The organism is Pseudomonas sp. GW821-FHT02B10, from assembly GCF_059421865.1.
In genome coordinates this window covers 139796-166010 of record NZ_JBWKVU010000011.1, presented here as the reverse complement: position 1 = coordinate 166010, position 26215 = coordinate 139796, and the positions used below count along the sequence as shown (strand labels likewise).

Below are 26215 nucleotides of genomic sequence, written 5' to 3'. Positions count from 1 at the left end.
CATCCAACCGACCGCTTGAACCGGACTCGCCCGCGGTCCGCTCAGTGGTCGCCGCTTACGGGGAGGCGCTTACGGGGAGGCGCTTATTGAGAGCCGCTTACTGGAACTGGCGCCCCAGGCCCGACGGCACACCGTGGATATCGGTTTCTTCCCATGGCCCGTCGGGGCTGATGGAACGGCTCCAGCCGTTGTTCCAGCGGTAGTAGGTGCGCTGGCGGTAGAAGGTGTTGGTCTGGTTATCCAGCACATAGACGCCCAGGCGCGGGTCCCAGTGGCTGTTGCCGCCCGGTGGCGGCGCGAAGCTCGCGGAAGTGCGCGGCAACGGCTTGGCCGGCTTGATCGGCGTAGCGGGTTTGCTCGGGGTGCCGGGCGTCGGCTTGGTAGTGGGTTGCGCGGGCGGAATCGGTGGCAGCGTCTCGGGCGGCGTCGGCTGCTGGACCGCACAGGCGCTCAACCCCAGGACCAGTGTTAACAGGGTGATGCGGGCAATGGCGGTCATGGCGGCTTCTCTTATTTATCCGGGCTGTCGATGGTCAGTTGTTGCGGCGCGGTGGTGCTGCTGGCCAGGGGCTTGCTGCGACCGACCCACTCGCCGGCCGTCGGTTGGCCGGCGCGGGAAATGCGTGCAACCAGTTGGACTTCCGGGAAGTTCGACAGTTTCAACTGCGGCATCATCGCGTCGGCATCCCCCAGCTCCACCGTCACCGGCAGGTCGGCCACGGTCAGGCGCTTGGCCGCCAGTGGCGCCGGCGGCCCGGAAGTGGCGCGGGCAAAGATGAACACGCTGTCGCCCGGCTGCACCTTGGCTTTCAGCTCGGCGGCCAGGTCGACACGCACCTTGAGCAGCGCGGCGGCCTTGGGCGCGGGCGCCTGGGCCACTTTGCCGCCGCTGGCCAGCAGCTTCTCGGTGGCCCGGTCGATACCGCCCTGCAGCGCGGCGCGCGAGTTGTCGTCCGCCGGCAATTGCGCCAGCAGGCGGTTCCAGTAATCGATGGCCTCTTGATAACGCTCGCCTTCGAAGGCGGCGATGCCCAGCAGGCCGAGGCTGGTGACTTCCTTCGGATCGGCCTTCAGCGCTTCGTCGGTCAGGGCCTGGACCTTGTCCGACCACCGCTTGCCGTCGGCGAAATACTGCGCCTGCGCCCACTGGCCGAGCAGTTCCGGCTGGCGCCCGGCCAGGGCCACGGTGCGCTCGAAGATCTTCGCCGCGTCCGCCGGGCGGTCCTGGGCCATGTAGGTACGACCGAGGAAGTACAGGCCCTCGGCGGAATCCGGCTGGGCGGCGACCGCGCGCTCGAGGCGGCGGGTCATCTCTTCCATGGATTGCGGGGCCTGGGCGAATTCACGGGTCAGCTCGACCTTGTCGCTGGCGCCGAAATGCAGGTACAGGCCCAGGCCCAATAGCGGCACCAGCAGCGCCGCCAGCAATGGCAGCGGCTTGCCCAGGCGCGATACCCCAGCCAGTTCCGCGCCCTCGGTGTCGGCCAGCAGTTCACGCGCGGCTTCGGCGCGGCCGCTGTCCATCTGCTCGGCGCTGAGCACGCCTTCGGCCTGCTGGCCTTGCAGCTCAGCCACGCGTTCTTGATAAAGCGCCACGTTCAGCGCGGTACGATCCTCTTCACGCTGGGCGCGACGGCCGCGTAGAACCGGGATCAGCAGAAAACTCAGGGCTACCAGGAGCAGCAGGCCTGCGGCGAGCCAGAAATCAATCATTCGCGGTCTTTATCCAACAGTTGGTCGAGGCGCTGACGCTCCTCGGCGGAAAGTGTGCTCGGGCTGTCGCTGCGCTGCACGCGCCGACGCCGGACGATCACGGCGATGATCACCACGCCCCCCAACAGCAGGCCGGCGGGGCCGAACCAGAGCAAGGCAGTCTTGCCGGTCAGCGCCGGCTTGTAGCGCACGAAGTCGCCATAGCGGTCGACCATGAAATCGATGATCTGCTGGTTGTCCTTGCCTTCGCCGAGCATGCGGAAGATCTCCTTGCGCAAGTCCGCGGCGATCGGCGCATTGGAGTCGGCGATGTCCTGGTTCTGGCACTTGGGGCAACGCAGCTCTTTGGTCAACTCGCGAAAGCGCTCGCGCTCGGCGTCGTTGGCGAATTCGTAGGTATCGATCGCAGCGTGGGCCACGCCAGCGATACTCAGGCCCAGGACGGCCGCGGCCAGCCAACGCTTCATGGCTTGGCCTCGTCGGCCAGGGCCTGATACTTGGCGGCCAGCTTCTCGCGCCACACCGTTTCGTCGATCACCCCGACGTATTTGTCGCGGATAATGCCCTTGGCGTCGATGAAGAAGGTTTCCGGCGCGCCGTACACCCCGAGGTTCAGGCCCAGGGTGCCCTCCTCGTCACGGATATCCAGCTGGTAAGGGTTGTGGAATTCGACCAGCCACTTCAGGGCGTCGGCGTTGACGTCCTTGTAGTTGACGCCGTAGATGGTCACGCCCTGCTGCGCCAGCTTGTTCAGCACCGGGTGCTCGACCCGGCAGGAAATGCACCAGGTGCCCCAGACGTTGACCAGCGCCGGCTTGCCCAGCAGGTCGGCGCGGGTCAGGGTCTTGTCGCCCTGCACCGACGGCAGGGAAAACTCCGGGAACGGCTTGCCGATCATCGCCGACGGCAGCTCGGCCGGGTCCAGGTACAACCCGCGGTACAGGAACACCGCCACCAGCAGGAACAGCGCCAGCGGCAACAACATTATCCAGCGTCTCATGCAGTGGCTCCTGTCATGCCCAGGGCTTCGCGCACCCGGGTCTTCACCTTGACCCGGTAACGCCGGTCGAGGGCCGCCAGCAGGCCGCCGAAACCGGTGAGCAGGCCGCCGAACCAGATCCAGCGCACGAACGGCTTGACGTGCACCCGCACGGCCCAGGCGCCCTCGCCTAGCGGCTCGCCGAGGGCGACGTAGAGGTCACGGGTGAAACCGGCGTCGATCCCGGCCTCGGTCATCACCGAGTTCTGTACTGTGTAGAGGCGTTTTTCCGGGTGCAGCACGGCGATTTCCTTGCCGTCGCGGATCACTCGCACCGTGCCCTTGTCGGAGGTGAAGTTGGGGCCTTCGAAATGCTTGGCGCCCTCGAAGACGAAGTGATAACCGGCCAGGTCCATGGACTCGCCCGGCTCCAGGCGCAAGTCGCGCTCGGCGCTGTTCTGGCTCGACAGCACCACGCCCAGGGCGCAGACCGCGATGCCCAGGTGCGCCAGCTGCATGCCCCAGTAGCTGCGGGTCAGGCCCGGCAGGCCCTTGACCAGGCCTTTGTGGCGGGTCTTGTCGAAGATGTCGCGGACCCCGGCGAGCAACACCCAGGCCGCCAGCATGAAGGTCGCCAGCACTGCCCAGTTGAAGTCGCCGTAGACGATACCGGCCACCACCGCCAGCGCGGCGCTGCCCAGCAGCACCGGGGTCAGCATGCTTACCAGCCATTTCACCGGAGTGTCTTTCCAGCGCACCACCACGCCGATCGCCATCACCACCATCAGCAGCGCCATCAGTGGAATGAACAGCGCATTGAAGTACGGCGGGCCGACCGACAGCTTGGCCCCGGTCAGGGCGTCCAGCACCAGCGGGTACAGGGTGCCCAGCAGGATCATCGAGGCCGCCACCACCAGCACCAGGTTGTTGCCCAGCAGCAGGGTTTCCCGCGACCACAGGTTGAAGCCGACCTGGCTCTTGACCACCGGCGCGCGCAGGGCGAACAGGGTCAGCGAACCGCCGACCACGAACAGCAGGAAGATCAGGATGAACACGCCGCGCTCGGGGTCCGAGGCGAAGGCATGGACCGAGGTCAGCACCCCGGAACGCACCAGGAAGGTCCCCAGCAGGCTCAGGGAGAACGCGGCGATGGCCAGCAGCACGGTCCAGCTCTTGAACACGCCGCGCTTTTCGGTGACCGCCAGCGAGTGGATCAACGCGGTGCCCACCAGCCACGGCATGAACGAGGCGTTTTCCACCGGGTCCCAGAACCACCAGCCACCCCAGCCGAGTTCGTAGTAGGCCCACCAGGAGCCGAGGGTGATACCGATGCCGAGGAATGCCCAGGCGACTATGGTCCAGGGCCGCGACCAGCGCGCCCAGGCCGCGTCCAGGCGACCGCCGAGCAAGGCTGCGATGGCAAACGCGAAAGCCACGGAGAAACCGACATAGCCCATGTAGAGCATCGGCGGGTGCACGATCAGGCCGATGTCCTGCAGCAGCGGGTTGAGGTCGCGGCCGTCGCCGGGCACCTGCGGCAGAATCCGCGCGAAGGGGTTGGAGGTGACGATCAGGAACAGCAGGAAGCCGGTGCTGATCATGCCCATCACCGCCAGCACCCGCGCCAGCATCACTTGCGGCAACTGCCGGGAGAACACCGACACGGCGAAGGTCCAGCCCCCGAGGATCAGCGCCCAGAGCAGCAACGAGCCCTCGTGGGCGCCCCACACCGCACTGAACTTGTAGTACCAGGGCAAGGCGCTGTTGGAGTTGCTGGCGACATAGGCCACCGAGAAATCGTCGACCATGAAGGCATAGGTCAGGCAGCCGAAGGCAAATGCGAGAAAGGTGAACTGCCCCCAGGCCGCCGGCTGCGCCAGGCCCATCCACAGGCGGTCACCGCGCCAGGCGCCGAGCAGCGGCACCACGGCCTGGACCAGGGCAAAACACAGGGCCAGGATCATCGCCAGATGGCCGAGCTCGGGAATGAAGATTGCAGATGTCATCGCTCAGCCCTCCTTGGCCGGAGCCGGCGCCATTTGCCCACTGTCTTTCAGGGCCTTGGTCACTTCCGGCGGCATGTACTTCTCATCGTGCTTGGCCAGCACTTCGTCGGCCACCACCACGCCGTCGGCGTTGAGCTTGCCCAGGGCGACGATACCCTGCCCTTCGCGGAACAGGTCCGGGAGGATGCCGCGGTAGGTGATGGTCACGGCCTTGTTGAAGTCGGTGACCACGAAGCGCACGTCCAGCGAGTCCGCCGAGCGTTGCAGCGAGCCCATCTGCACCATGCCGCCGGCGCGGATCCGCGTGTCATGGGGGGCTTCGCCGTTGGCGATCTGGGTCGGGGTGTAGAACAGATTGATGTTCTGTTGCAGGGCGCTCAGCGCCAGGCCGACGGCAACGCCCACGCCGCCCAGCACACCGAGGATGATCAACAGACGCTTTTTACGCAGCGGATTCACTGATTGTTCTCCCGGCGCAGACGACGCGCCTCTTGTTGCAGGTAACGCTTGCGGGCCAGCAACGGCACCGCCACGTTGAGGATCAGCACCACCAGGCAGATGCCGTAGGCTGACCAGACATACAGGCCATGATGGCCCATGGCGAGAAAGTCGGCGAAGGACGAAAAACTCATGATGCCGCCTCCAGGCTGTTCTGCACTTCGGCCCTGACCCAGCTGGCGCGGGCTTCGCGCTTGAGCACTTCGAGACGCATGCGCAGCAACAGCACGGCGCCGAAGAAACAATAGAAGCCCAGCACGGTCAGCAACAGCGGCAGCCACATCTCGACGGGCATCGCCGGCTTTTCGGTGAGGGTGAAGGTCGCGCCCTGGTGCAGGGTGTTCCACCACTCCACCGAGTATTTGATGATCGGGATGTTGATCACCCCGACGATGGCCAGCACCGCGCAGGCCTTGGCCGCACTGTCGCGATTGCTGATGGCGTTGCCCAGGGCGATCAGGCCGAAGTACAGGAACAGCAGGATCAGCATGGAGGTCAGGCGCGCGTCCCAGACCCACCATGAGCCCCAGGTCGGCTTGCCCCAGATGGCCCCGGTGACCAGCGCCACGGCGGTCATCCAGGCACCGATGGGCGCCGCGCATTGCAGGGCGACGTCGGCCAGTTTCATCTTCCACACCAAGCCCACCACCCCGCACACCGCCAGCATCACGTAGATGGACTGGGCCAGCATGGCCGCGGGAACGTGGATGTAGATGATGCGAAAGCTGTTGCCTTGCTGATAGTCCGGCGGCGCAAAGGCCAGGCCCCAAACGACGCCGACGGTGATCAGCAGCAAGGCTGCGATGCTCAGCCAGGGCAACAGCTTGCTGCTGATGCCGTAAAACCACTTGGGCGAGCCGAGCTTATGAAACCAGGTCCAGTTCATACTGTTTCCATCACGGGTGCCACGCGTTGTCACGCACAGCCAGGGTCTTTACTGATCAAAATTTGATCAGACCTCATTATTCGCCGACGCTGATCTTCAGGCCAGCCGCTATTGCAAAAGGTGTCAGCGTTACTGCCAGGGCGGTCAGGCTCCCAAGCCACAGCAGGTAACCGGTCGCCGGCATGCCCTGCAAGGCCGCCTGCAAGGCGCCGCTGCCGAGAATCAATACCGGGATGTACAGGGGCAGGATCAGCAGCGCCAATAACAGGCCGCCACGCTTGAGTCCTACCGTCAACGCCGCGCCCACCGCTCCCAGCAGGCTGAGCACCGGAGTGCCCAACAGAAGGGACAGCAACAGCACCGGCAGACAGGCTGTGGGCAGACCGAGCATCAGTGCCAACAGGGGCGCAAGCAATACCAGTGCCAGGCCGGAAAAGGCCCAGTGTGCCAGCACCTTGGCCAGAACCAGAAGAGGCAGGGGGTGCGGCGAAAGGACCCACTGCTCCAGGGAGCCGTCCTCGAAATCACTGCGAAAAAGCCCGTCCAGCGAGAGCAAAACCGATAATAAAGCCGCTACCCAGACTAGCCCTGGAGACAAGGTTTGCAACAATTGTGTCTCAGGTCCCACCGCCAATGGGAACAGTGAGACAACGATGGCGAAAAACACCAGCGGGTTGGCCAGTTCGGCGGGACGGCGGAACAGCAGCCGGGATTCGCGGGCAACCAGCAGTCCGAAAACACTCATACGGCCCAATGCCCCAGATCGATGTCGCGATAGCCGGCAGGCAGGCGGCTCAGTGTGTGGTGGGTGGTGAGGATCACCATGCCGCCGCGTTCACAGTGGCCGGCCAAGTGTTCTTCCAGTTGCGCCACGCCTTGTTTGTCCAGGGCGGTGAAGGGTTCGTCGAGAATCCACAGCGGCGGGCTGTCCAGGTACAGCCGGGCCAGCGCCACCCGGCGCTGCTGGCCGGCGGACAAGGTGTGACAGGGCACATCCTCGAAACCGCGCAGGCCGACCGCCGCCAGGGCCTGCCAGATCGCCTCGCGATCGGCGGGCTGATGCAGGGCGCAGAGCCAGCTGAGGTTTTCCTCGGGGGTCAACAGGTCCTTGATCCCCGCCGCATGGCCGATCCACAACAGGTTGCGCGCCAGCTCCGTGCGCTGGGCGTTGAGCGGCTGGCCGTTGAGCAGCACCTGGCCGCTGGTCGGCTGCATCAGCCCTGCCAGCAGGCGCAACAGGCTAGTCTTGCCACTGCCGTTGGGACCGCTGATCTGCAACATGTCGCCGCTGGCCAGACGCAGTTCGAGCTTTTCGAAGAGCAGCCGCAGGTCGCGCTCACAGGCAAGCGCTACGGCTTCTAGAAGAGGACTGGTCAAATGATCACGGGCCTTTACGGTTCAAGTCGGCGGTGGAGCAGCCGTTAAAGAGATGCAGAATAAACGCATCGGCGGCCTGTTCCAGAGAGCTGCGTCAAACTTTTGCGATGTTTTCGCCACGCTCCCCGAAGACGGGCGGCATTATACATGCGATGCCCTACTCTCAAGAGGGCTTATTTCTCCACAGGTTGTGTCCAGATGACAGGCGAAATCACCCTTCCTCCGCTGCCCCAACTGACGCCGGGAACCGTGCGCGCGCTGCCGATCAGCGGTGAGCTGCTCAAGTTGCTGCAGCCCCTGGAGGGCCTGATCGCCGCCGGCCAATCGGCCAAGGCCGAAGTGCTGTCGCTCAAACAGGCGGACCAGACGTTCCAACTGTTGCTCAAGCTGACCCTCGACAGCGGCCGGCAGACCACCGTCCAGGCCACCAGCAACCAGCCGCTGCCCCTGGGCACCAGCCTGGCGGTGACCCAGCCCTCGGCCGGCAACCTGGCCATCACCGTGCAGCAGGCGATTGCCGCCAGCGTCGCCACCCTGACCCGCCTCGACACCGCACAGCTTCCCGTGGGCACCCTGCTGCAGGGCAAGGTGCTGACCACCCAGCTACAACCCCAGGCAGCCGGACAACCGGCGGTCTACCGCTCGCTGGTGAGCCTGCTCAACACCGCCCTGAGCGGCAGCACCCTGAGCATCGATAGCCCGCAACCCCTGCGCATCGGCAGCCTGTTGAGCGCCCTGGTGCAAGGCTCGCAGAGCTTGAGCTTCGTGCCGCTGAGCGGGCGCCAGGAGCAACTGGCGATCGCCCAGCAACTGGCCGCCCAGCAAAGCCGCCAGGCCTCGCTGACGGGCCTGATCAATGCGTTACAGAAGCTGCCGCCCTCCGACGACACCTCCAGCGAACTGCGCGCCACGGTGGACAAGCTGCTCGCCGGCCTGCCCGACCTGCAGCAACTGAGCAATCCCAAGGCGCTGGCCCAGGCCCTGGGCAACAGCGGCACCTTCCTCGAGTCGCGGCTGCTGGCCGGCGACAATCCGGCCCTGGCGGCTGACCTGAAAGGCAACCTGTTGCGCCTGATCGCCCAGATGACGCCGGGCCTGCCGGCCAGCACCAGCTTCAACGCGATCATTGCCGCCAACACCCTGGCCCAGGTGCTGCCGAGCTTCGTGCGCAGCGCCCTGGGGACCCTCGGCCAGGTCAGCGCCAAGCCCCAGCCCGGTGGCTTCCCCCTGCCCTCGCGGCTGCTGCAAAGCCTTGAGGAGGAAGGCGACCTGGAACACCTGCTGCGCCTGGCCGCGGCCGCTGTTTCGCGCCTGCAGAGCCATCAGCTGGCGAGCCTGGAACAGAGCGGCCTGACCGATGACGGGCGGCTGCTGACCACCTGGCAACTGGAGATCCCGATGCGCACGATGCAGGACGTCGTGCCCCTGCAGGTCAAGTTCCAGCGCGAAGACCCGGCGGAAAAACCGCCCGAGGAAAAACGCGAGGAACGCGAACCGAAACAACAGCTGTGGCGCGTCGAACTGGCGTTCGACCTCGAGCCCCTGGGCCCGCTGCAAGTGCAGGCGCAATTGCTCAAGGGCCGCCTGTCCAGCCAGCTCTGGGCGCAGCGGCCATTTACCGCGAGCCTGATCGAAAGCCATCTGGGCAGCCTGCGTGAACGGCTGCTCGCGTCCGGCCTGGATGTGGGCGATCTGGACTGCCATCTCGGCACACCGCCGCAGGGCCCGAAAACCCGACTGGAACAACGCTGGGTCGATGAAACCGCATGAATAATCCCAACCCGCCACGCCAGGCCATCGCCCTCAAGTACGACGGCCAGCACGCCCCCACGCTGACCGCCAAGGGCGACGACGAACTGGCCGAAGCCATCCTGAAAATCGCCCGCGACTGTGAAGTGCCGATCTATGAGAACGCCGAGCTGGTGAAACTGCTGGCGCGCATGGAACTGGGCGACAGCATTCCCGAGGAGTTGTACCGGACCATTGCCGAAATCATCACCTTCGCCTGGAACCTCAAGGGCAAGTTCCCGGCCGGGCATGAGCCGCAGGAAGCGGCGCTGGAGAAGGATGTGACGGAAAGCGGGGAGGATTACTGATCTGTAGCCGCTGCCGCAGGCTGCGATCGGCCGGTACGGCCGCAGGGATCTCAGGATCGCTGAAGGCCTTCGGCCTTGGCGCAGCCTGCGGCAGCGGCTACAGAGGGATTTCAGCTTTTGTGCAACTTACTCATCAACTCGGCCTCGGCCTGGGTCAAGCCGCAGGACTGAGTCAGTTCGTCGACGCTGGCGCCCATGCCCACCAGGCGCGCGGCCTGGGCGAAGGACAAGCTCGACGGATCGCGCTGCTCCAACTGGGCCAGCTTGTCCGGCAACGGGCCGACCACCGCGCGCAGCTCATGCAGGTCTTCACCCATGCGCACCGTACCGTTCTGGTAATCGTCGACGCGCTTGGCCAGGTCCTTGATGCGCTGATCGCGCAGCGCATCGCCCTGGGCCTGCTGGGCGGCGATCTGCCGCTGAGCGCGGATATAGGCCAGGAACATCGCCAGTGTGCCTGCCCAAAAGAGGAACAGGACAATAACCGCAACCTCGAGAATCAATCAGATACTCTCCAGTTCCGACCACTCTTCTTCGCTCATCATCTTGTCCAGCTCAACCAGAATCAGCAGCTCGCCGTTCTTGTTGCACACGCCCTGGATGAACTTGGCCGACTCTTCGTTACCGACGTTCGGCGCGGTCTCGACTTCCGACTGACGCAGGTAAACCACTTCCGCCACGCTGTCGACCATGATCCCGACCACTTGCTTGTCGGCTTCGATGATCACGATACGGGTGTTGTCATTGACCTCGGTGGGCACCAGGCCGAAACGCTGGCGGGTGTCGATCACGGTCACCACGTTGCCGCGCAGGTTGATGATGCCCAGCACGTAGCTCGGGGCACCCGGTACCGGTGCGATCTCGGTGTAGCGCAGGACTTCCTGCACGCGCATCACGTTGATGCCGTAGGACTCGTTATCCAGCTTGAAGGTTACCCATTGCAGGATCGGATCTTCGGAACTCTGTGCAGACGACGACTTATTCATACCCCTGACCCCTTAAAAAACCGTTGGAAACGGTGTGTGTTCTGTGTGGCCGCACCGTCGGCGCAGCCTGTTGTTGGTCTATATCGGCTTCGGCGCCGGTTTACTGATAGCCATGTGTTTCGCGCCGCCGCTGGCGATCAGCTCGGCCAGCTCGGAAACGTCCAGCAGCGCGCACATATGCTCGATGACCGTGCCCGCCAGCCATGGCCGCTGGCCACGGTGGCTGCGCCATTTGATTTCGTTCGGGTCCAGGCGCAACGAGCGGCTGACCTGATGCACCGCCAGCCCCCACTCGTAGCCCTGGACCGAGATCACGTATTGCAGGCCCTGGCGGAAGTCGTCGCGGTAGCGGTCCGGCATCACCCAGCGCGCGGTATCCAGCACCTTCAGGTTGCCGGCCTGGCTCGGCAGGATCCCGAGGAACCACTCCGGCTGACCGAACAGCGGTGTCAGCTCATGCCCCGCCAGGGAGTAGATCGACCCCAGGCAGACCAGCGGTACCGCCAGGGTCAACCCGGCGACATCGAACAGCAGGCACTCGAAGGGTTCCGCCGCCCAGCTCGGCCGGTCGTCACCCGCCACCGGGGGCGGCGTGCTGCTGGGTGGCCGATGCACCTCGACCACCGGTTCGACCAGGCCTTGCAACAAGGGCGCAACGGTCGACAAGGTGGCCGGCAATGGCGCGGGCGCCTCCAGCACGGGGGCGACCACCGCTTCCTCGACCCGCACTACCGGCGCGACAACCGCAGCCGGCGCAGGCTGGGCCTGGGCATCACGAGCCTGTTCTTCGAGCACCGCGGCCTGGAACTCATCCAGGACCTCGCTCGACACCGCCACCTCTGCAACGGCTGCCTGAACCTGCGGCAGCGCCTCGGGAACCGCGAATTCTTCTTCGGTGGCGTCCTGCAGCAACGCGTCCAGGTAGGACTGCAGCGCCAACTGCGGCCGGGACGTGACGTCGACAGGACGGTTCATAAGGATGCCCACGGATAAAGCCCAGCACAGTGACCTGTAGGGTTTATCGGCCAGACCGGCAGCAGACTTGAATGCTCCGCCACGTCAGGCCACCTGCGGGACAAGTTGCTGGGCCAGCAGGTGCTTGAGCAAGGCGCGATAGGCCAGTACGCCGCGGCTCTTGCCGTCGAACTGCGAAGGCGTCAACCCGGCCCGGCTGGCATCGCGCAGGCGCGTGTCGACCGGGATATAGCCCTGCCAGATCTCATCCGGGAACTTGTCGCGCAGCACCCGCAAGGTGCCCAGGGACGCCTGGGTGCGGCGGTCGAACAGGGTCGGCACGATGCTGAACGGCAGCGCCTGTTTGCGCGAGCGGTTGATCATCGCCAAGGTATTGACCATGCGCTCCAGGCCCTTGACCGCCAGGTGCTCGGTCTGCACCGGGATCACCAGTTGCTGGCTCGCCGCCAAGGCATTGACCATCAGCACGCCGAGCAACGGCGGACTGTCGATCACCGCATAGTCGAAATCCTGCCACAGCTGCGCCAGGCTCTTGGCGATCACCAGGCCCAGTCCGCTCTGCCCCGGCGACTGGCGCTCCAGGGTAGCCAGCGCGGTACTCGAGGGCAGCAGGGAAATACGTTCGTCGCTGGTCGACAGCAGCAACTGCCCGGGCAAGCCCTCGGGGACGCTGCCCTTGTGCAGGAACAGGTCGTAGTTACTGTGTTCCAGGCTGTCGGGGTCATAGCCGAAGTAGCTGGTCATGGAGCCGTGGGGGTCGAGATCGACCACGACCACGCGCTTGCCCGCCTCGGCCAGCAACCCGGCTAAAGCGATGGAACTGGTGGTCTTACCGACGCCACCCTTTTGATTGGCAACTGCCCAGACTCTCATTCAGATTGTTCCTCCCGGCAGGCACGGGCCCACCGAGAAATAGCACCCAGTTATAAAGCCGGTGACGGAGAATTGACGGCACTCTCGCGTCCCGGCGTCTTGACTGACGTAGGTGCAGTTTGTGTGCCAGCCCGCTTCAATGCCGCATCCGGTGTCGCATGGGCGGTGCCGGTGCCCGTCAGGCTGCGGCGTACGTCGAGATTGCGCGACACCACCAGCACCACCCGACGATTGCGGGCACGGCCATCGGCCGTCGCGTTATTGGCTACCGGCTGGAACTCGCCGTAGCCCACCGAAGCCAGGCGCTGCGGATTGACCCCCTGCATCGCCAGCATCCGCACGATGCTCGCCGAGCGGGCCGACGACAGCTCCCAGTTGGTCGGGTACTGCGCGGTCTGGATCGGCTGGTTGTCGGTAAAGCCCTCGACGTGAATCGGGTTGTCGAAGGGTTTGAGGATCGCCGCCACCTTGTCGATGATGTTGAACGCCAGGTCGCTGGGCATGGCATCGCCGCTGCCGAACAACAGGCTGGAGTTGAGTTCGATCTCGACCCACAGCTCGTTGCCGCGCACGGTCATCTGGTTGGAACTGATCAGGTCGCCAAAGGCCGCGCTGATATCGTCGGCGATGCTTTTCAGCGGATCGCTGGCACCGGCGATACCGGCGTCGGTCTGTTCGCTGTCCTTGACCAGCGGCTTGGCCGGGGTCACGGTCTGGGGCCGCTCCTCACCGATGGGAATCGGCTTGAGGGCGCGGTCCGAATCGGTGAACACGCCGATCAGCGCTTCGGAAATGACCTTGTACTTACCCTCGTTGATCGAGGAGATCGAGTACATGACCACGAAAAAGGCGAACAGCAAGGTGATGAAGTCCGCGTAGGACACCAGCCAACGCTCGTGGTTGACGTGTTCTTCATGCCGGCGACGACGGGACATAGTCCATTACCCCCATCAATCCATGAAGCCTTGCAGCTTCAACTCAATGGAACGAGGGTTTTCACCTTCGGCAATCGACAGGATTCCTTCAAGCAACATTTCGCGATAACGCGACTGGCGCAAGGCTATGGACTTGAGCTTGGCGGCGATCGGCAGCAACACCAGGTTGGCGCTGGCCACGCCGTAGATGGTCGCGACGAAGGCCACGGCGATGCCGCTGCCCAGCTGCGAAGGATCGGCCAGGTTACCCATCACATGGATCAGGCCCATGACCGCACCGATGATACCGATGGTCGGCGCGTAGCCGCCCATGCTTTCAAAGACCTTGGCCGCCTCAATGTCGCGGCTTTCCTGGGTGTAGAAATCCACCTCCAGGATACTGCGGATGGATTCCGGCTCGGCGCCGTCCACCAGCAGTTGCAGGCCCTTGCGCGAATAGGTGTCGGGCTCTGCATCGGCCACGCCTTCCAGGCCCAGCAGGCCTTCCTTGCGGGCGGTCAGGCTCCAGTTGACGACACGGTCGATGCCCCCGGGCAGGTCGACCCGCGGCGGAAACAGGATCCAGCCGAGGATCTGCATGGCGCGCTTGAAGGCGCTCAGCGGCGATTGCAGCAACGCCGCACCGATGGTCCCACCCAGCACGATCAGCGCCGCCGGACCATTGGCCAGGGCCGACAGATGACCGCCTTCCAGGTAGTTGCCACCGATGATGGCGACGAACGCCATGATGATCCCGATGAGGCTTAGAACATCCATCAGAGACAGGCCTCGACCAGGTGCTTGCCAATGTCGTCCAGGCCGTACACCGCATCCGCCAGTTCCGCCTTGACGATCGCCATCGGCATCCCGTAGATCACACAGCTCGCCTCATCCTGGGCCCAGACCGCGCTACCGCCCTGCTTGAGCAGGCGCGCGCCTTCGCGACCGTCGGCGCCCATGCCGGTGAGGACCACCGCCAGAACTTTGTCGCCGTAGGACTTGGCCGCCGAACCGAAGGTGATGTCCACGCACGGCTTGTAGTTCAGGCGCTCGTCGCCCGGGAGGATTTTCACCGCGCCACGGCCGTCGACCATCATCTGCTTGCCGCCCGGTGCCAGCAGCGCCAAGCCCGGACGCAGGATGTCGCCGTCCTCGGCTTCCTTGACGCTGATCCGGCAAAGCTTGTCCAGGCGCTCGGCGAACGCCTTGGTGAAGGCCGCTGGCATGTGCTGGATCAGCACGATCGGCGCCGGGAAGTTGGCCGGCAACTGGGTCAGCACCCGCTGCAGCGCCACCGGACCACCGGTGGAGGTACCGATGGCCACCAGTTTGTAGGCCTTGCGCTTGGGCGCTGGCGACGACGCGCCAGCGGCCGGCGTACGGGTGGGAATCGGCGTTGCAGCCGGGCGCGCCGGGGCCGTGCCGCCGAAGCTGCTGGTGCTCGTTGGCGCAGGCTTCGGTGCCGCCGCCGGTTGTGGCGCCGGCGCACTGTAGCTGCTGAAACGACGGTTACTGCGCGAAATGCTATGGACCTTCTCGCACAGCAGTTGCTTGACCTTCTCGGGATTGCGCGAGATGTCTTCGAAGTTCTTCGGCAGGAAATCCACCGCGCCGGCATCCAGCGCATCCAGGGTTACCCGGGCGCCTTCATGGGTCAGCGAGGAGAACATCAATACCGGCGTCGGGCAGCGCTGCATGATGTGCCGCACGGCCGTGATGCCATCCATCATCGGCATCTCGTAGTCCATGGTGATCACGTCCGGCTTGAGCGCCAGCGCCTGATCGATCGCCTCTTTGCCGTTGGTCGCGGTACCGACGACCTGGATATTGATATCCGCTGAAAGAATTTCCGAGACGCGGCGGCGGAAAAAACCCGAATCATCCACCACCAGGACCTTGACTGCCATAAACACTCCGTTAGGCGGGGCAAGGCAAATGGCCCCGCCCCTCCGGTATTCAAATACGCCGTGCGGCGTAACGCTTGAGCATGCTCGGAACATCGAGAATCAGGGCGATGCGGCCGTCACCGGTAATGGTGGCGCCCGACATGCCTGGAGTCCCCTGGAGCATCTTGCCCAATGGCTTGATGACGACTTCTTCCTGGCCAACCAGTTGATCGACGACGAAGCCGATCCGCTGGGTGCCGACCGAAAGGATCACCACATGGCCTTCGCGCTGCTCTTCGTGAGCGGCGGAACTGACCAGCCAGCGCTTGAGGTAGAACAGTGGCAGCGCCTTGTCGCGGACGATCACCACCTCCTGGCCGTCGACCACGTTGGTGCGCGACAGGTCCAGGTGGAAGATTTCGTTGACGTTGACCAGCGGGAAGGCGAACGCCTGGTTGCCCAGCATCACCATCAGGGTCGGCATGATCGCCAGGGTCAGCGGCACCTTGATGACGATCTTCGAACCCTGGCCCTTGGTCGAGTAGATGTTGATCGAACCGTTGAGCTGGGAAATCTTGGTCTTCACCACGTCCATGCCCACGCCGCGGCCGGACACGTCGGAGATCTCGGTCTTGGTCGAGAAGCCCGGGGCGAAGATCAGGTTGTAGCACTCGGTGTCGCTCAGGCGATCGGCGGCATCCTTGTCCATCACCCCCCGCTTGACCGCAATGGCGCGCAGGACGTTCGGGTCCATGCCTTTGCCGTCGTCGGAGATCGACAGCAGGATATGGTCGCCTTCCTGCTCGGCCGCCAGCACCACCTTGCCGCCACGGGACTTGCCCGCTTCCTCGCGCTCTTCCGGCGACTCGATACCGTGGTCGACGGCGTTGCGCACCAAGTGCACCAGCGGGTCGGCCAGGGCCTCGACGAGGTTCTTGTCGAGGTCGGTCTCTTCGCCGACCAGCTCCAGGTTGATCTCTTTCTTGAGCTGGCGGGCCAGGTCGCGAACCAGGCGCGGGAAGCGCCCGAAGACCTTCTTGATCGGCTGCATCCGGGTCTTCATCACCGCGGTCTGCAAGTCGGCCGTGACCACGTCGAGGTTCGACACGGCCTTGGACATGGCTTCGTCGCCGCTGTTAAGCCCCAGGCGCACCAGGCGGTTACGCACCAGCACCAGCTCGCCGACCATGTTCATGATTTCGTCCAGCCGCGCGGTATCGACCCGCACGGTGGTTTCAGCTTCGCTGACCGGCTTTTCCGCCGGAGCGGCAGCCGGAGCACGAGCAGGCGCCGGAGCAGCGGCTGGAGCCGGTTTTGGCGTTTCGGCCTTGGCTTCGGGCTTCTTCACCGCTGGCTTGGCGACGGCGGCAGGCGCCGGAGCCGTGGCGGCCGTTGCGCTACCCACGGTCGCCGCGGCTGCGGGCACTTCAGAGAACTTGCCCTTGCCATGCAGCTCGTCGAGCAGGGATTCGAATTCCTGGTCGGTGATCAGGTCGCTACCGGCGGCGGCCGCGCTTGGCGTAGCCGGCGGTACCGCCGCTGCCACCGCGGAGTCCAGCGCATCGACCGCAAAGTTGCCTTTGCCATGCAGCTGATCCAGCAGGGCTTCGAATTCGTCATCGGTGATTTCGTCGCTGGCCGCGGCTTTTTCCGCAGCCGGCGCCGTGGCCGAAGGGGCCACCGCATCCGGTGCGAACTGGCCCTTGCCGTGCAATTGATCGAGCAACGACTCGAACTCGGCATCGGTGATTTCGTCGCTGGCCGCTTCACTGCCGGCGGCGGGTGCCGCGGGAGCAACAGCAGCCGGGGCTTCGGCCTCGGCCTTGGCGGCATTGAGCGAATCGAGCAGCTGCTCGAACTCGCTGTCGGTGATATCGCCGGACTCGCTTTCGGTCGACTCGGCGACCGGCTCGGCAACGGCTTCAACAACTGTCTCAACGTCGGCCACCGGCGCGGCGACCTCCTCGGCCCCCGCAGGCTCGGCCAGACGGGCCAGGGCAGCCAGCAGCTCCGGAGTGGCGGCGGTGATCTCGGTACGCTCGCGCACCTGGCCGAACATGCCGTTCACTGCGTCCAGCGCTTCGAGCACTACGTCCATCAGTTCCGCGTCGACGCGACGCTCACCCTTGCGCAGGATGTCGAACACGTTCTCGGCGATGTGGCAGCACTCCACCAGCTCGTTGAGCTGGAGGAAGCCGGCGCCCCCTTTTACAGTGTGAAAACCGCGAAAAATTGCGTTGAGCAGATCCGCATCGTCCGGCCGGCTTTCCAGCTCGACCAGTTGTTCGGACAGTTGCTCTAGAATCTCGCCGGCCTCAACCAGAAAATCCTGAAGGATTTCTTCATCGGCGCCGAAGCTCATGTATGGGTGCTCCTAGAATCCAAGGCTGGAAAGCAAATCGTCGACATCGTCCTGACCGGATACAACGTCTTCACGTTTATCGGCATGAATCTGCGGACCTTCACCCTTGGCCAGATGTTTTTGCGGATCTTTTTCAGCGAGGATCGATTCACGGTCATGTTCGATGCCGGCAAAACGATCGACCTGGCTGGCCATCAGGACCAGTTTGAGCAGGTTGCTCTCGACTTCGGTGACCAACTGGGTCACGCGCTTGATCACCTGACCGGTCAAGTCCTGGTAATCCTGCGCCAGCAGAATGTCGTTGAGGTTGCTCGATACCGCACGCGTGTCTTGCTCGCTGCGGGTCAGGAAACCGTCCACCCGGCGGGCCAGGTCGCGGAATTCCTCGGCGCCCAGTTCGCGGCGCATGAAACGCCCCCAATCGGCGCTCAGGGCCTGGGCTTCGCTACTCAGGCCATTGACCAGCGGGGTGGCGCTCTCGACCAGATCCATGGTGCGGTTGGCCGCGGCCTCGGTCAGCCTGACCACATAGGACAGGCGCTCGGTGGCATCCGTGATCTGTGAAACTTCCTCGGCTTGCGGCATATGCGGGTCAATCTGGAAATTGACGATGGCGCTATGCAGCTCGCGGGTGAGCTTGCCGACCTCCTGGTACAGGCCGCGGTCACGGGTCTGGTTGAGCTCATGGATCAGTTGCACGGCTTCGCCGAACTTGCCTTTTTCAAGGCTGTCGACCAGTTCGAGTGCGTGTTTTTTCAGGGTCGATTCGAAATCGCCCAATGAAGATTCGTTGTGCTCCATAGCTCCCCCGTGGCGGAATGATTCCACTCTCAACCGATGCGTTCGAAGATCTTCTCGATCTTCTCTTTCAACGCCTGGGCCGTGAAGGGCTTGACCACATAACCGTTTACGCCGGCCTGGGCAGCTTCGATGATCTGTTCGCGCTTGGCTTCAGCGGTCACCATGAGTACCGGCAGGTGCTTGAGTTTTTCATCGGCGCGCACATGGCGCAGCAGATCGATACCGGTCATGCCGGGCATGTTCCAGTCCGTTACCAGAAAGTCGATGCTCCCACTGTTGAGGACCGGAATGGCAGTGGTGCCATCGTCAGCCTCGACCGTGTTGGTGAACCCCAGGTCACGCAACAGGTTTTTTATGATCCGCCGCATCGTTGAGAAGTCATCAACGATGAGGATTTTCATGTTCTTGTCCAATTCGACCTCCAAGCAGTCTTAAACGCGTCCAGCACCTGAACGCGCCATTCAATCAATCAGGCAGAGCACTCAACGACTGCATGGAATACACACCGCAAGTCCGGCCACGTCGTGCCAGTCTCGTCCGCAGTGTCCCCCACACTGCCTGTCAGCGCGCTCGCCACTCTCCCAAACGCCCCCGCAAACGGGCCGCGCACTGGCTGTGTAACTGGCTGACCCGCGATTCGCTGACCCCCAGGACCTCACCGATTTCCTTGAGGTTCAGCTCTTCGTCGTAGTACAGCGCCAAGACCAGTCGCTCACGCTCCGGCAAATTGGCAATCGCGTCCGCCAGCGCGGCCTGGAAACGTTCGTCCTCCAGGTCGCGCGACGGCTCGAGATGAGCACTCGCGCCATCCTCATGCAGCCCTTCATGCTCGCCGTCCTGCAACAGGTCGTCGAAGCTGAACAGGCGACTGCCCAAGGTGTCGTTCAAAATCCCGTAATAATCGTCGAGACTCAATTGAAGTTCGGCCGCAACTTCATGATCTTTAGCGTCACGACCGGTTTTAGCTTCAATTGCGCGAATGGCATCGCTCACCATCCGGGTATTGCGATGTACCGAACGCGGCGCCCAGTCACCTTTACGGACCTCATCGAGCATCGCACCGCGGATACGGATACCCGCGTAGGTCTCGAAACTCGCGCCCTTGCTCGCGTCGTACTTGGTCGACACTTCGAGCAGACCGATCATCCCGGCCTGGATCAGGTCTTCGACCTGGACACTGGCCGGCAGGCGCGCCAGCAAGTGATAGGCAATACGCTTGACCAGCGGTGCATAGCGCTCGATCAATTCGTACTGGCTGTCACGTGCCGACTTTTTGTAAAGGTTGTAGCCGCTGGCGCTCATAGCACCGGTCCCGCTGTCTGATGCACGAGCCGCTCGACGAAAAATTCCAGATGTCCACGTGGGTTGGCCGGCAACGGCCAGGTATCGACCTTCTGCGCGATGGCCTTGAATGCCAGCGCGCATTTCGAACGCGGAAACGCCTCATAGACCGCACGCTGCTTTTGCACGGCCTTGCGCACGCATTCGTCGTAAGGCACGGCGCCGACATATTGTAGGGCCACGTCCAGGAAGCGATCCGTGACCTTGGTCAACTTGGCGAACAGGTTGCGCCCTTCCTGCGGGCTCTGCGCCATGTTGGCGAGCACGCGGAAGCGGTTCATGCCGTAGTCGCGGTTGAGCAGCTTGATCAGCGCGTAGGCGTCGGTGATCGAGGTCGGCTCGTCGCAGACCACCAGCAATACTTCCTGGGCCGCGCGGACGAAGCTGACCACCGAGTCGCCGATGCCGGCGGCGGTGTCGATCACCAGCACATCGAGGTTGTCGCCGATGTCGCTGAAGGCCTGGATCAGGCCGGCATGCTGCGCCGGGCTCAGATGAACCATGCTCTGGGTGCCGGACGCCGCCGGCACGATACGGATTCCACCCGGCCCCTGCAGCAGCACATCGCGCAGCTCGCAGCGGCCTTCGATCACGTCGGCGAGGGTCCGTTTGGGGGTCAGCCCCAATAGCACGTCGACGTTGGCCAGGCCCAGGTCGGCGTCCAGCAGCATGACGCGCCGGCCGAGCTCCGCTAGGGCCAGGGACAAGTTCACTGACACGTTAGTCTTGCCGACGCCACCTTTGCCGCCGGTCACCGCGATCACCTGTACGGGATGCATGCTGCCCATGTTCGTTCTTTACCTTGTCTTACTTAGACGGGGCCACATAACTGGCTGCGCGTTCACCAACGGAACAATGCCTGGCAGACCATCGATGTAGGTACATTGCAATCTTTTCATGATTCCCTCAGCCAACCCGCTTGGTCGGGTTGTGGTAGAGGTCAGCGAACATGTCAGCCATGGCTTCTTCGCTGGGTTCTTCCTGCATCTGCACGCTCACCGCACGACTGACCAGCTGGTGACGACGCGGCAAGTGCAGATCGTCCGGAATCCGCGGGCCATCGGTCAGATAGGCAACAGGGAGTTCATGACTGATCGCCAGGCTCAACACCTCACCAAGGCTGGCGGTTTCATCCAGTTTAGTCAGGATGCAGCCGGCCAGCCCGCAACGCTTGTAGCTGTGGTATGCGGCGGTTAGAACCTGTTTCTGGCTGGTGGTTGCCAAGACCAGATAATTTTTTGCCCGGATGCCACGTCCGGCCAGGCTTTCCAGCTGCATGCGCAGGGCCGGGTCGCTGGCTTGCAGGCCGGCGGTGTCGATCAGCACCACACGCTTGCGCAGCAGCGGATCGAGGGCTTGCGCCAGGGACTGGCCCGGGTCGACATGGGTCACCGAGACGTTGAGGATCCGGCCCAGGGTCTTGAGCTGTTCCTGGGCGCCGATGCGGTAGCTGTCCATGCTCACCAGCGCGATGTTCTGCGCGCCGTACTTGAGTACATAACGCGCGGCCAGCTTGGCCAGGGTGGTGGTCTTGCCCATGCCGGCGGGGCCGACCATGGCGATCACACCGCCCTCCTCCAGTGGCTCGACTTCCGGGGTCACGATCATCCGCGCCAGGTGGGCCAGGAGCATGCGCCAGGCCTGGCGGGGTTCGTCGATTTCAGTGATCAGCGCCAGCAGGTCACGGGCCAGCGGACCGGACAAGCCGATACGCTGCAGGCGCCGCCACAGGTTGGCCTGTTCGGGCCGGCTGCCTTGCAGCTGGCTCCAGGCCAGGGAGCCGAGCTGGACTTCCAGCAACTCGCGCAGGCCGTTGAGTTCAAAACGCATCGAGTCCAGTGCCCGCTGATCGACAGCCGGTGCGGCGACTACCGGGGCCGGGCGCTGGGGCTCGTTGAATGTAGGTTCGATCAGCGGCTCGGCGGCGGTCAGCGGCAGGCCGGCGAACAGCTGGCGATTGGTGCTGGCATCGCCGTCGCCACGCAGGCTCAGTTCGGCCTGGGCGGTGACGATGCGCGACTGAGTCTTGCGCAGTTCGTCCTCGAGTTCCATGTTCGGCACCCGCGGCGCCAGCGCCGATAGCTTGTAATCCAGGGCAGCCGTCAGCTCGACACCGCCGGCAATGCGGCGATTGCCAATGATGGCAGCGTCGGCGCCCAGCTCATCACGAACCAGCTTCATGGCCTGACGCATATCGGCGGCGAAAAAACGCTTAACTTGCATAACCCACTACCTCAGCCGTTGGGCCCTACTGTCGCAACGATGGTCACTTGCTTGTTGTCAGGGATTTCCTGGTACGCCAACACGTGCAAGCCCGGGACCGCCAGGCGTCCGAACCGCGAGAGCATCGCGCGGACCGGACCGGCTACCAGCAGAATCACCGGTTGACCTTGCATTTCCTGGCGCTGCGCGGCTTCGATCAACGAACGCTGCAGCTTCTCAGCCATGCTTGGCTCCAACAGGACACCCTCTTCCGAGCCTTGTCCTGCCTTCTGCAGACTATTGAGCAAAATCTGTTCCAACCTGGGCTCCAAGGTGATCACAGGCAGCTCGGACTCAGTGCCTACAATGCTTTGCACGATGGCGCGCGACAATCCGACACGCACCGCGGCCACCAAAGCGGCAGTATCTTGACTCTTGGCGGCATTGTTCGCGATGGCCTCGGCAATGCTGCGGATATCGCGCACCGGCACCTGTTCGGCCAGCAGCGCCTGCAGCACCTTGAGCAGCTGGGACAACGAAAGCACGCCCGGCACCAGCTCTTCCGCCAGCTTCGGCGAACCCTTGGCCAGCAATTGCAAGAGCTGCTGGACTTCTTCGTGGCCGATCAGCTCGCTGGAGTGCTTGTACAGAATCTGGTTGAGGTGGGTGGCGACCACGGTACTGGCGTCGACCACGGTGTAGCCCAGCGACTGCGCCTGGGCGCGCTGGCTGATCTCGATCCACACCGCCTCCAGGCCGAAGGCCGGATCTTTGGCGTTGATGCCATTGAGCGTGCCATAGACCTGCCCCGGGTTGATCGCCAGCTCGCGATCCGGGTAAATCTCGGCCTCGGCCAGGATCACCCCCATCAGCGTCAGCCGGTAGGCGCTGGGTGCCAGGTCGAGGTTGTCGCGAATATGCACGGTGGGCATGAGGAAGCCCAGGTCCTGGGACAGCTTCTTGCGCACGCCCTTGATCCGCGCCAGCAATTGCCCACCCTGGTTGCGGTCCACCAGGGGAATCAGGCGATAACCGACTTCCAGGCCGATCATGTCGATCTGGGTCACGTCGTCCCAGCCCAGCTCCTTGGTTTCCAGGGCGCGGGCCGGCGAAGGCAGCAGCTCCTGCTGGCGCTTGACCTCTTCCAGCGCCTTGACCTTGACCACGTTCTGGCGTTTCCAGAACAGGTACGCGGCACCGGCCGCCAGGGCCGCCATGCTCAGGAAGGAAAAGTGCGGCATGCCCGGCACCAGGCCCATCACCGCCATCAGGCCAGCGGCGACAGCCAGGGCCCGGGGCGAAGCGAACATCTGCCGGTTGATCTGCTTGCCCATGTCTTCGGAACCGGAAGCACGGGTCACCATGATCGCGGCCGCGGTGGACAGCAGCAGCGATGGCAATTGCGCCACCAAACCGTCACCGATGGTCAGCAAGGCGTAGACCCGGCCGGCATCGCCGAAGGACATGTGGTGCTGGAAGATACCGACCGCCATGCCGCCGATCAGGTTGATGAACAGAATCAGCAGGCCGGCGATGGCGTCACCGCGGACGAACTTGCTGGCACCGTCCATGGAACCGTAGAACTCGGCCTCCTGGGCCACTTCCGAGCGGCGGGCCTTGGCCTGGGCCTGGTCGATCAGGCCGGCGTTGAGGTCGGCGTCGATGGCCATCTGCTTGCCCGGCATCGCATCGAGGGTGAAACGCGCGCTCACCTCGGAAATCCGCCCGGCACCCTTGGTCACCACCACGAAGTTGATGATCATCAGGATCGCGAACACCACGATACCGACCACGTAGTTGCCGCCGATCACCACCTCGCCGAAGGCCTGGATCACTTTACCGGCGGCGGCGTGACCGTCCTGGCCGTGGAGCATCACCACCCGCGTGGAGGCCACGTTCAGCGCCAGGCGCAACAGGGTCGCCACCAGCAGGATGGTCGGGAACACCGCGAAATCCAGCGGCCGCAGGGCATACACACAGACCAGCAGCACGACGATCGACAGGGCGATGTTGAAGGTGAAGAACACGTCCAGCAGGAACGGCGGCACCGGCAGCATCATCATGGCCAGCATGACCAGCAGCAACAGCGGCACCCCCAGGTTCCCTCGACTGAGGTCGGCCAGGTTAGTGCGAGCCGTACTGATTAACTGAGAGCGATCCACCGGTATTCCCCGTTCCCTTGAAGCAAACTTTTGACGCCTGGAGGCGGCGCAGGGCGGGTATTGCAAGAAGCCTTCCAACTTTGGCCTGGAACACAAACTGATTTATGGCGTTGCGCCATCAGTCGTCACACAAGGCGCTTTCGCGCCATCGCGAGCAAGCTCGTTCCTACGGCCGGGCGTGGACTCTGCTGGAGCGAGCTTGCTCGCGATAACGTCGGCACAGCCAACGCCGACCTCAGGAATCGCGACGCAAATCCGGCGGAATCGGCAGGTCCTTGAGCGGATCGGGACGCTTGCCTTTGCCGGCCCGGTGCTGGCGAATCTGATAGACATACGCCAGCACCTGGGCCACCGCCAGATAAAGCCCGGCGGGGATTTCCTGCTCCAGCTCGGTGGAGTAGTAGATCGAACGCGCCAGCGCCGGCGACTCCAGCAACAGCACCTCGTTGGCCACGGCGATCTCGCGGATCTTCAGCGCCAGGAAATCGCTGCCCTTGGCCAGCAACACCGGCGCCCCGCCCTTCTCGGCGTCGTACTTGAGCGCCACGGCGTAGTGGGTCGGGTTGGTGATAACCACGTCCGCCTCGGGAATCGCCGCCATCATCCGCCGCTGCGACATCTCGCGCTGGACCTGGCGAATCCGCTGTTTGACCTCGGGGCGCCCTTCCTGGTCCTTGTGCTCGTCACGCACTTCCTGCTTGGTCATCAGCAGCTTCTTGTAGCTCTGGTACAGCTGCACCGGCACGTCCACCGCGGCGATCAGGATCAGCCCGCAAGCCATCCACAAGGTGCTCCAGGCCACCACTTGCACACTGTGGATAATCGCCTGCTCCAGCGGCTCGTGGGCGATCCGCAGCAGGTCGTCGATGTCCGAAGACAGCACCGACAAGGCCACGATCAGGATCACCACGAACTTGGCGAAGGCCTTGAGCAACTCGATCAGCGAGGTCGGGGACACCATGCGCTTCATGCCGCTGAGCGGGTTCATGCGGCTGAACTTGGGCGCCAGGCTCTTGGTGGAAAACAGCCAGCCGCCCAGGGAGATAGGACCGATCAGTGCCGCCAGCACCAGGGGCAGCAGGATCGGCATCGCAGCGATAATCGCGATCTTGCCCGAATGCAGCAGGTACAGGCCCATGGCGCCGGGGCTGAGCAGCACCTCGCGCGGCAGGGAGAAATTCAGGCGCATGATTTCCAGCAGGTCCCGGGCCACTCCCGCGCCGTAGATCAGCAGGCCGGCGGCGCCGATCATGGTGATCGCCAGGGTATTGAGCTCCTTGGAGCGGGCAATCTCGCCCTTTTCCCGGGAGTCCTTCTTGCGTTTCTCCGTGGGGTCTTCTGTCTTGTCCTGACCGCTCTCGCTCTCAGCCATGGTTCAACGCGCCTGTGCCAGGTTGCGCAGCAACTGCAGGGCCTCGACGGCCAGCGGTTGGTACTGGTTGAGAATGTCGCCCAGGCTGACCCAGAAAATCACCAGGCCCAGCACCAGGGTCAGCGGAAAGCCGATGGAGAAAATGTTCAACTGCGGCGCCGCGCGGGTCATCACGCCAAAGGCGATGTTCACCACCAGCAACGCGGTGATCGCCGGCAATACCAGCAACAGCGCGGCACCCAGCACCCAACCCAGCTTGCCGGCGATGTCCCAGAAATGGTTGACCAGCAGCGCGCTGCCCACCGGCAAGGTGGTGAAGCTCTCGGTCAGCACCTCGAAGACCACCAGATGCCCATTCATGCCGAGGAACAGCAAGGTCACCAGCATGGTCAGGAACTGCCCGATCACCGCCGCCGAAACACCGTTGGTGGGGTCGACCATGGACGCGAAGCCCATGCCCATCTGCGTCGAAATGATCTGCCCGGCGATCACGAAAGCCTGGAAGAACAACTGCAGGGAGAAACCGAACAAGGCACCGATGATGATCTGCTCGGCAATCAGCAGCAGCCCGCCGAGATCCAGTGCATTGACCGCCGGCATGGGCGGCAGCCCCGGCACCACCACGACCGTGATGGCCAGGGTGAAATACAGACGGATGCGGGTCGGCACCAGGGTCGCGCCGAAGACCGGCATGGTCATCAGCACGGCGCCGATACGAAACAGCGGCAGCATGAAGCTGGCGACCCAGGTGCTGATCTGCGTATCAGTAAGCGCCAGCAGAGACAT

Annotated in this window: 28 protein-coding genes; 2 read left to right on the top strand and 26 right to left on the bottom strand. The window is 63.9% G+C overall.

Translation table 11 applies throughout. From position 1 onward, the window contains the following. Window positions 1-97: 97 nt before the first annotated feature. The 10 genes from AC07VU_RS22505 to ccmA form a co-directional block, all read right to left on the bottom strand. A complete protein-coding gene (locus tag AC07VU_RS22505; protein WP_007922056.1) occupies window positions 98-499 on the bottom strand; it encodes a hypothetical protein in 402 nt (133 codons plus the stop codon). A gap of 11 nt (window positions 500-510) precedes the next feature. Continuing rightward, window positions 511-1713 (bottom strand): c-type cytochrome biogenesis protein CcmI, encoded by a 1203-nt coding sequence (gene ccmI, locus AC07VU_RS22500; protein ID WP_053260138.1) that lies wholly within the window; start codon window positions 1711-1713, stop codon window positions 511-513. Then, entirely contained in the window at window positions 1710-2180 is a 471-nt protein-coding gene (locus AC07VU_RS22495; RefSeq protein ID WP_053260137.1) for a cytochrome c-type biogenesis protein, read from the bottom strand. Before AC07VU_RS22495 ends, ccmI begins: the two co-directional genes overlap by 4 nt. Further along, window positions 2177-2713 carry a DsbE family thiol:disulfide interchange protein gene (locus tag AC07VU_RS22490; RefSeq protein ID WP_007922047.1) on the bottom strand — a complete coding sequence of 179 codons (537 nt, stop codon included), beginning with the start codon at window positions 2711-2713 and terminating at the stop codon, window positions 2177-2179. The genes AC07VU_RS22495 and AC07VU_RS22490 overlap by 4 nt, the downstream gene beginning before the upstream one ends. Further along, window positions 2710-4698, bottom strand: coding sequence for a heme lyase CcmF/NrfE family subunit (locus tag AC07VU_RS22485; protein ID WP_495030502.1), 1989 nt, complete (start codon window positions 4696-4698; stop codon window positions 2710-2712). Before AC07VU_RS22485 ends, AC07VU_RS22490 begins: the two co-directional genes overlap by 4 nt. Window positions 4699-4701: 3 nt before the next feature. Further along, complete coding sequence (gene ccmE, locus AC07VU_RS22480) at window positions 4702-5157, bottom strand: cytochrome c maturation protein CcmE (protein ID WP_009047728.1); 456 nt, start codon at window positions 5155-5157, stop codon at window positions 4702-4704. Further along, complete coding sequence (ccmD, locus tag AC07VU_RS22475) at window positions 5154-5330, bottom strand: heme exporter protein CcmD (protein ID WP_007922041.1); 177 nt, start codon at window positions 5328-5330, stop codon at window positions 5154-5156. Before ccmD ends, ccmE begins: the two co-directional genes overlap by 4 nt. Continuing rightward, window positions 5327-6082 (bottom strand): heme ABC transporter permease, encoded by a 756-nt coding sequence (locus AC07VU_RS22470; protein ID WP_007922035.1) that lies wholly within the window; start codon window positions 6080-6082, stop codon window positions 5327-5329. The genes ccmD and AC07VU_RS22470 overlap by 4 nt, the downstream gene beginning before the upstream one ends. 76 nt (window positions 6083-6158) lie before the next feature. Next, complete coding sequence (gene ccmB / locus AC07VU_RS22465) at window positions 6159-6827, bottom strand: heme exporter protein CcmB (protein WP_007922033.1); 669 nt, start codon at window positions 6825-6827, stop codon at window positions 6159-6161. Further along, the gene (gene ccmA, locus AC07VU_RS22460; RefSeq protein WP_274305940.1) at window positions 6824-7459 is read right to left on the bottom strand and encodes a cytochrome c biogenesis heme-transporting ATPase CcmA; all 636 of its coding nucleotides are present in this window, start codon (window positions 7457-7459) and stop codon (window positions 6824-6826) included. Before ccmA ends, ccmB begins: the two co-directional genes overlap by 4 nt. A gap of 198 nt (window positions 7460-7657) precedes the next feature. Here ccmA and fliK point away from each other — a divergent pair, with 198 nt between their 5' ends. Both fliK and AC07VU_RS22450 read left to right on the top strand, forming a co-directional pair. Further along, window positions 7658-9229: a flagellar hook-length control protein FliK gene (gene fliK / locus AC07VU_RS22455; RefSeq protein WP_495030501.1), complete on the top strand. Its 1572-nt coding sequence runs from the start codon at window positions 7658-7660 to the stop codon at window positions 9227-9229. Beyond that, window positions 9226-9555, top strand: a complete 330-nt coding sequence (locus AC07VU_RS22450) for an EscU/YscU/HrcU family type III secretion system export apparatus switch protein (RefSeq protein WP_495030500.1) — start codon at window positions 9226-9228, stop codon at window positions 9553-9555. Before fliK ends, AC07VU_RS22450 begins: the two co-directional genes overlap by 4 nt. 110 nt (window positions 9556-9665) lie before the next feature. On the opposite strand, the gene AC07VU_RS22445 is transcribed toward AC07VU_RS22450, so the two are convergent. The 16 genes from AC07VU_RS22445 to fliR form a co-directional block, all read right to left on the bottom strand. Continuing rightward, a complete protein-coding gene (locus AC07VU_RS22445; RefSeq protein WP_037033950.1) occupies window positions 9666-10058 on the bottom strand; it encodes a DUF2802 domain-containing protein in 393 nt (130 codons plus the stop codon). Then, entirely contained in the window at window positions 10059-10541 is a 483-nt protein-coding gene (locus AC07VU_RS22440) for a chemotaxis protein CheW (protein WP_007922496.1), read from the bottom strand. A gap of 78 nt (window positions 10542-10619) precedes the next feature. After that, a complete protein-coding gene (locus AC07VU_RS22435; RefSeq protein WP_007922497.1) occupies window positions 10620-11516 on the bottom strand; it encodes a CheW domain-containing protein in 897 nt (298 codons plus the stop codon). 84 nt (window positions 11517-11600) lie between these two features. Beyond that, complete coding sequence (locus AC07VU_RS22430; RefSeq protein ID WP_007922498.1) at window positions 11601-12389, bottom strand: ParA family protein; 789 nt, start codon at window positions 12387-12389, stop codon at window positions 11601-11603. Between the two features lie 50 nt (window positions 12390-12439). Then, window positions 12440-13324: a flagellar motor protein MotD gene (motD, locus tag AC07VU_RS22425; protein WP_007922499.1), complete on the bottom strand. Its 885-nt coding sequence runs from the start codon at window positions 13322-13324 to the stop codon at window positions 12440-12442. Between the two features lie 15 nt (window positions 13325-13339). Then, window positions 13340-14080, bottom strand: a complete 741-nt coding sequence (locus AC07VU_RS22420) for a flagellar motor protein (protein WP_007922500.1) — start codon at window positions 14078-14080, stop codon at window positions 13340-13342. Next, window positions 14080-15210 carry a protein-glutamate methylesterase/protein-glutamine glutaminase gene (locus AC07VU_RS22415; protein WP_495030499.1) on the bottom strand — a complete coding sequence of 377 codons (1131 nt, stop codon included), beginning with the start codon at window positions 15208-15210 and terminating at the stop codon, window positions 14080-14082. The genes AC07VU_RS22420 and AC07VU_RS22415 overlap by 1 nt, the downstream gene beginning before the upstream one ends. A 49-nt stretch (window positions 15211-15259) precedes the next feature. After that, entirely contained in the window at window positions 15260-17551 is a 2292-nt protein-coding gene (locus AC07VU_RS22410) for a chemotaxis protein CheA (RefSeq protein WP_277588128.1), read from the bottom strand. Window positions 17552-17563: 12 nt separating this feature from the next. Next, on the bottom strand, window positions 17564-18352 hold the full coding sequence (locus tag AC07VU_RS22405) for a protein phosphatase CheZ (RefSeq protein ID WP_007922504.1): 789 nt from the start codon (window positions 18350-18352) through the stop codon (window positions 17564-17566). Between the two features lie 29 nt (window positions 18353-18381). Beyond that, a complete protein-coding gene (locus tag AC07VU_RS22400) occupies window positions 18382-18753 on the bottom strand; it encodes a chemotaxis response regulator CheY (RefSeq protein WP_003183998.1) in 372 nt (123 codons plus the stop codon). 160 nt (window positions 18754-18913) lie between these two features. Continuing rightward, window positions 18914-19654, bottom strand: a complete 741-nt coding sequence (fliA, locus tag AC07VU_RS22395; protein WP_007922505.1) for an RNA polymerase sigma factor FliA — start codon at window positions 19652-19654, stop codon at window positions 18914-18916. Next, window positions 19651-20481: a flagellar synthesis regulator FleN gene (gene fleN / locus AC07VU_RS22390; RefSeq protein WP_007922506.1), complete on the bottom strand. Its 831-nt coding sequence runs from the start codon at window positions 20479-20481 to the stop codon at window positions 19651-19653. Before fleN ends, fliA begins: the two co-directional genes overlap by 4 nt. Before the next feature lie 118 nt (window positions 20482-20599). Then, the gene (gene flhF / locus AC07VU_RS22385; protein ID WP_007922507.1) at window positions 20600-21916 is read right to left on the bottom strand and encodes a flagellar biosynthesis GTPase FlhF; all 1317 of its coding nucleotides are present in this window, start codon (window positions 21914-21916) and stop codon (window positions 20600-20602) included. Window positions 21917-21927: 11 nt separating this feature from the next. After that, window positions 21928-24057, bottom strand: a complete 2130-nt coding sequence (gene flhA / locus AC07VU_RS22380; RefSeq protein ID WP_037033952.1) for a flagellar biosynthesis protein FlhA — start codon at window positions 24055-24057, stop codon at window positions 21928-21930. Window positions 24058-24292: 235 nt separating this feature from the next. Continuing rightward, complete coding sequence (gene flhB, locus AC07VU_RS22375) at window positions 24293-25429, bottom strand: flagellar biosynthesis protein FlhB (protein WP_007922509.1); 1137 nt, start codon at window positions 25427-25429, stop codon at window positions 24293-24295. 3 nt (window positions 25430-25432) lie between these two features. Further along, a complete protein-coding gene (fliR, locus tag AC07VU_RS22370) occupies window positions 25433-26215 on the bottom strand; it encodes a flagellar biosynthetic protein FliR (RefSeq protein ID WP_495030498.1) in 783 nt (260 codons plus the stop codon).